The organism is Pseudomonadota bacterium (assembly GCA_018823285.1).
Lineage (GTDB): Bacteria > Desulfobacterota > Desulfobulbia > Desulfobulbales > JAGXFP01 > JAHJIQ01.
Genome location: JAHJIQ010000009.1, coordinates 1 through 5006, shown reverse-complemented (window position 1 = coordinate 5006; position 5006 = coordinate 1). Strand labels below are relative to the sequence as shown.

Here is a 5006-nt window from a genome sequence, read left to right as displayed (position 1 = left end):
TCATACTATTTCTCCGGCATTTTTTGTGCCGGCAAGGCATGTGTTTGGTTGCATAGCAGCGCTATGCAACCAAACACGTAACGCAGGAGGCGCGAAAAATGACGAGAAAGAGGTGACGGTTCAGAGTTGACGTGACACTAGAACCCGATCAGCTATTTGCCACAAAAAAACCGGGGATTGCGCCCCGGCTTCTTAAAACTCCTGTCCATTCACGATGGACTCATGATTTCTTGATCGCTCAGCCGCCGCCTGGCGCGCAGCTTGCGGCGTCGCCGCCACTGCCTACCGCCCCTGCAATATTGATCCGGCTGATCTTGATCCGCACATTGTCGGCAATCTCAAGGGTGACCACGGTATCGGTGAGACCGGTGATGGTGCCGTGGATCCCGCCGTTGGTCACCACGGCGTCACCTTTCTTTAATGCGGTGACAAAGGCCTGATGCTCTTTGACTTTTTTCTGCTGGGGTCTGATCAGCAGGAAGTAAAAGATCACAAAAATCAGGATCAGGGGCAGGAAAGAGGCGATGCCTCCGGGGCCTGCGGCGGGGGCGGCATCTGCTGCCCAGGCAAGACTGGTCATATGGTGTTCCTCCAGAGTGTGTTTTGATTCTTTAAATTATTCTGTAAAATTGCTTTGTCGCCAATGCTTCTCGCAGATTAGCGTCAACTTCGATCTTCCCTGTCTTCACCCTCCGTTTCGCGCATGGCGTAAAAATTACGCCGGAATGCGGCAAACCGGTCTTCTTCAATCGCTTTTCTCATCCCATCCATGAGATTCACATAATAATGCAGATTGTGAATCGTGTTCAGCTGGGAGGAAAGGATCTCCCGGGCCATGTACAGGTGCCTGAGATAGGCCCTGGAATAGTTCCGACAGACATAGCAGCTGCATGCTTCGTCAATCGGCCTGGGGTCGTCCTTAAAACGTGCGTTTTTTATAACAAGCCTGCCCGTTGATGTAAAGAGCATTCCGTTTCTGGCGTTCCTGGTCGGCATCACGCAGTCGAACATGTCAACCCCGCGCCAGACCGCCTCGACCAGGTCCTCTGGCCTGCCGACCCCCATCAGGTAGATCGGATAGTCCTGCGGCATGATCGCCGCCGTGTACTCGGTGATGTCCATCATCTGCTCCGGCGACTCCCCGACACTCAAGCCCCCGAGCGCGTATCCGTCAAAACCGATCCCGACCAGTTCCTCGATGGCCATGGCCCGCAGGTCCTCATGCATCCCGCCCTGGACGATCCCGAAAAGAAGCAGATCCCGATTGGTGTGGGCCGCCCGGCAGCGCCTGGCCCAGCGTCCGGTGAGTTCGGTGCCGGCGATGGTCTGCTCCCGAGTTGCCGGATACGGAATACAGGTATCAAGAACCATCATGATGTCCGAGCCCAAAGCCTCCTGGACCTGCACCGCGCTCTCCGGGGAGAGGAAGAGATCGGAGCCGTCGAGATGGGATTTGAAGGCCGCCCCTTCCTCGGTGATCTTCGCCAGATCGCTTAAGCTGAAGATCTGGAACCCGCCGCTGTCGGTGAGGATCGGCCCGTCCCAGTGCATGAACCGGTGCAGGCCGCCAAGCTTGCGGATCAGCTGATGGCCGGGCCGGACAAAAAGATGATAGGTGTTGCCGAGAATAATCTGCGCTCCCAACTCCTTTAAATTCTCCGGGGTCACCCCCTTGACCGTCGCCTGGGTGCCCACCGGCATGAAGACCGGGGTCTGGATCACCCCGTGGGCGGTCTTGACCTCACCGCGGCGGGCCGCGCATTCACTGGATTTTTTAAGTAAGGTAAAAGGGCTTCTGTTCATCATCTCCACGTTCGCGACCCGGAGGTCGCTCCTACAAAACTGCGTTTATATGCCGACCCCCTGGGAGAGCGGCACCCCTTGTGGGAGCGGCCTCCCGGCCGCGAATGCCCAAGGTGCAAACACACCCCGGCCCGATGTTCGCGACCGGGAGGTCGCTCCTCCGAAACCGGGTCAGGAAACAGTCCAGAGCTGTTCCATGATCGCCTCATTGCCCTGCAGCGCCAGATCAAGCATGGTGGAAAAATCGAGGGGATAAAACGGCTTTCCTTCGGCGCTGCCCTGGACCTCAATCAGCCTGCCATCGCCGGTCATCACGAAATTGGCGTCGACTTCGGCGGTTGAGTCCTCACTGTAGTCAAGATCAAGCAGGCACCTGCCGCCGACCATCCCGACACTGATTGCAGAAACCGGGGTGATCTCCGGCAGCTCGGCAAGCAATCCCTTGGCGACCAGCCCCTTGAAGGCCTCCCGAAGCGCCAGAGCCGCGCCGGTGATCGAAGCAGTCCGGGTGCCGCCGTCGGCGTTCAACACATCACAGTCCACCCGCAGGGTCCGCTCGCCGAAGGAGTCAAGGGGGACCATCATCCGCAAAGAGCGGCCGATCAGCCTCTGGATCTCCATGGTCCGCCCCGACCGGCCGTTCACTTCGCGGCGGTTCCGGGTATTGGTCGCGCCGGGGAGCATCCCGTATTCGGCGGTGATCCACCCCTTGCCGGTATCGGCCAGCCACGGCGGCACCGATTCCTCCACGCTTACCGCACAGAGGACATGGGTGTTTCCCATCCTGATCAGCACCGAGCCGTCGGCCTGATGCTGGAAGTTGTACTCAATGGTAATGGGCCTGATCTCGTGATCGCCCCGGTTATTGCTTCGCATAATATTCTCCGTCCGCTCTCTTGCTGAAACAGTTTTGAAAAGTTGGTGACTATATAACCCCTCAATAGAAAAAAAGCTCAACCTGATGGCGTCACCAAAGGTATTTTCCCGGTCACGCCGGCGAACGCAGGAATCCATAACATTTCGAAGGGGCTCGATTCCCTGCCCGACATTGGTCCGGTCCCGGTCGCTTATGGTCCGGCTGTCCCCCACCTCTGCAGGAGATCGCCGATCCGCTCCCGCACCTGTTCCCGCGCCGCAATCCTGTCGATACCTATCAGAAGAAGCGCATCATAGTCCGTTTCCTGATGGCGGATATGGGCGGTAACCGCCAGCCGCACCGCATTCTCGTCCAGCTCTTTTGCCGCAGCACAGCGACCGACCCGACCGCTGTATTTACGGCAGGCGTGTTCGGCAATGACCTTCTCCCGCCCGGCCGGGCAACCGGGAAACAGTTCCCTGACCCGCCCGGCAAAGGCGACCAGATACTTTTCATCAAGTTCCGCTCTGCGCAGCGCAGCCTGGGTACGCCGTATTTCCCGTTGCCCCGCATCCGCCTTGCAGTCCTCGTCCGCCCGCTCAACAGCCTCGTTTTCGACCAGCAGCCCCTGCCGCTCATATCGTTTCCGGACCCGGCTCCATTTCAGCACAATCGCGGACAGTTTCGAATACTTCCGGGAACGCCGGGTCAGCGCCATATCACCCGACGGCAGAAAGACCAGATGGTCCAGATCACCGCAGCTCAGACACACCGCTTTTTTCTCGCTCCCCTGCAGCATGATCCAGGCCCCTTTGCCGAGTTTCTCACCGCACCCATCACATTGCGCCTCACCGGAGGTGATAAAGACAGACAACTCATATGGTTTGGTTTTTTCCCCACTCATATCCACTCTCCTCTGCAAAGGTCAAACAACGACGCGACTCTTATTATCTTTCTACAAAAAGTCAATAAGTCAAGCTTGGTACTCTGCCCATCTACTTTATGAAGCAGTTGCGCAAAGAAAAACCACACGCCGATCCGGCCCCACCGATACGACTATTCCGCAGTAAAATGCAAAATAGTCTTGACTATTCCGCAAACCACTGCATAATAGTCACATGGAACGGTCTCAGAAGAGTCTCATTATTAACGATCTTGAAAAAAAGATGGTGTTTCTGACCGGACCAAGGCAGATCGGGAAAACCTGGCTGGCGCAAAACGTTGCCAATGAGTTCGAAAAATCGGTCTATCTCAATTACGACAACTTTCAGGATCGGGAAATAATCCAGAAAGCGTCCTGGCTTGCCGATACCGAAATTGTAGTCCTTGATGAGCTGCACAAGATGGAAGGGTGGAAAAACTACCTGAAAGGCGTTTACGATACCAAGCCGCCCGGTTTACGGATTCTTGTTACCGGCAGCGCCCGTCTCGAGACCTTCCGACAGAGCGGCGATTCGCTGGCCGGACGATTTTTCAGGCACAGGCTGGGCCCCTTTACCGCAGCTGAAATAAAAGATCCCGAACAAAGCGATCTCGAAAAACTCATGGATCGGGGCGGCTTTCCCGAGCCGTTTCTCGCCGCTGATCATGAAGATGCAAATCGTTGGCGACTCCAGTATATCGACGGCCTGATCCGGACCGATATCCTTGATTTTGAAAAAGTCCATGATCTCAGGGCAATCCAGCTTACCCTGGAGCTGCTCAGACAGCGGGTCGGGGCCCCGATTTCCTACACCTCGCTTGCCGGGGATGTGAATTGCTCTCCCAACACCATCAAGAAATATATCGCCATTTTTGAGGCGCTTTTTATCGTTTTCCGGGTTTCACCGTATCATCGGAACATCGCAAGATCATTATTGAAGGAGCCGAAGATCTATTTTTACGATACCGGCATGGTCAAGGGCGACAGCGGCATCCGTTTTGAAAACATGGCGGCGGTATCGCTGTTGAAGCACATGAACGCTATAGAAGATTATGAGGGGCGCCGCAGCGCATTGCACTATCTGCGAACCAAGGAGAAAAAGGAAGTGGATTTCTGCCTGCAGGTAGAAGATGAGCCGCCCATATTAATTGAAGCAAAACTCACCGACAATGCAATCAGCTCCTCATTGAGGTATTTTCATCAAAAATATGGCTTCCCGGCCACGCAGCTGGTGAAGGACCTCCGAAACGATCGACTGGATGATTCGATCGAGGTCCGAAAAGCCCTGCCGTTCCTGAAGCAATTGAAGTTATGACACCAGGCGGTGTACTTATCATTGATCCGAATGAACTCCGCCTGACAACTCCTTTTCCAAAAACCGTTTCTCGGTTAAATTAGCTCATTCGATTATGATGTTTTGGAAAT

Annotated in this window: 5 protein-coding genes; 1 reads left to right on the top strand and 4 read right to left on the bottom strand. The window is 55.5% G+C overall.

Features of this window, described 5'->3' with window-relative positions:
• Window positions 1–238 precede the first annotated feature (238 nt).
• From yajC to KKG35_02940, 4 genes are all read right to left on the bottom strand, one after another.
• Window positions 239–580, bottom strand: coding sequence for a preprotein translocase subunit YajC (yajC, locus tag KKG35_02955; GenBank protein ID MBU1737073.1), 342 nt, complete (start codon window positions 578–580; stop codon window positions 239–241).
• 83 nt (window positions 581–663) lie between these two features.
• Window positions 664–1803 (bottom strand): tRNA guanosine(34) transglycosylase Tgt, encoded by a 1140-nt coding sequence (gene tgt, locus KKG35_02950; protein ID MBU1737072.1) that lies wholly within the window; start codon window positions 1801–1803, stop codon window positions 664–666.
• 171 nt (window positions 1804–1974) lie between these two features.
• Window positions 1975–2679, bottom strand: a complete 705-nt coding sequence (gene rph, locus KKG35_02945; protein MBU1737071.1) for a ribonuclease PH — start codon at window positions 2677–2679, stop codon at window positions 1975–1977.
• Window positions 2680–2870: 191 nt separating this feature from the next.
• Window positions 2871–3563 (bottom strand): DUF2293 domain-containing protein, encoded by a 693-nt coding sequence (locus tag KKG35_02940; GenBank protein MBU1737070.1) that lies wholly within the window; start codon window positions 3561–3563, stop codon window positions 2871–2873.
• Window positions 3564–3777: 214 nt separating this feature from the next.
• On the opposite strand from KKG35_02940, the gene KKG35_02935 reads away from it, so the two are divergent.
• Window positions 3778–4896, top strand: coding sequence for an ATP-binding protein (locus KKG35_02935; GenBank protein MBU1737069.1), 1119 nt, complete (start codon window positions 3778–3780; stop codon window positions 4894–4896).
• Window positions 4897–5006 lie beyond the last annotated feature (110 nt).

What these genes read in the sequence shown, in the direction of transcription:
- yajC (MBU1737073.1), bottom strand. Translation starts at nt 580, where the DNA reads ATGACCAGTCTTGCCTGGGCAGCAGATGCCGCCCCCGCCGCAGGCCCC.
- tgt (MBU1737072.1), bottom strand. Translation starts at nt 1,803, where the DNA reads ATGAACAGAAGCCCTTTTACCTTACTTAAAAAATCCAGTGAATGCGCG.
- rph (MBU1737071.1), bottom strand. Translation starts at nt 2,679, where the DNA reads ATGCGAAGCAATAACCGGGGCGATCACGAGATCAGGCCCATTACCATT.
- KKG35_02940 (MBU1737070.1), bottom strand. Translation starts at nt 3,563, where the DNA reads ATGAGTGGGGAAAAAACCAAACCATATGAGTTGTCTGTCTTTATCACC.
- KKG35_02935 (MBU1737069.1), top strand. Translation starts at nt 3,778, where the DNA reads ATGGAACGGTCTCAGAAGAGTCTCATTATTAACGATCTTGAAAAAAAG.